1 protein-coding gene is annotated in these 484 nt (G+C 65.5%); it reads right to left on the bottom strand.

The genetic code is table 11. The features are described 5' to 3' along the window. Positions 1-484 (bottom strand): transposase (locus ACYQ1H_RS15550; RefSeq protein WP_460028947.1); only part of this gene is annotated, 484 nt, incomplete at both ends.

The following is a 484-nucleotide window of genomic DNA, read 5'->3' as shown; positions in this document are numbered from 1 at the left end:
GTGCGTGAGCTTGGCCATCCGCAGGTAGGCAATGGCGATGAAGTTGTTGGCTGTGCGGAAGCCTCTGGCCGCGCGCTTGGCCTGCTGCAGCAAGCCGTTCATGGCCTCGACGAAGGCGTTGCTGCGGTGGTCGACCATCCCGCGCACCACGGCGTCGAAGCGCTCCTTGATCGTGGTGGCCAGTTTTTTAAACGGCTCAAGCCGACAGCGTCGCGCCCAACTCAGCCAGCTTCGCAGGTCGGCGCTAGCCTGATCAGGGTTGTTGTGCGCACGCGCTGCGGCATACACCTCGCGCAGCGCCATCTTCAGCCGCCAAGCCCGGGCGCTCTTGAGCGTCGATTGCTGCAGCCAGTGCATCGCGTTGAGCTGCGGCCGGCTCCAACCCGATGGGTTACGCCGCATGCCCCACATCAGTTGCTTGAGCGTCTTGCGGTCGTGGGTTCCCAGCGCCGAGCGCACCGCCTCAGCGTCGTCCCGCATCTCC

The organism is Methyloparacoccus murrellii (assembly GCF_054657115.1).
Note: the sequence above shows the minus strand (reverse complement) of the source record. Positions and strands in the feature narration are given on the sequence as shown.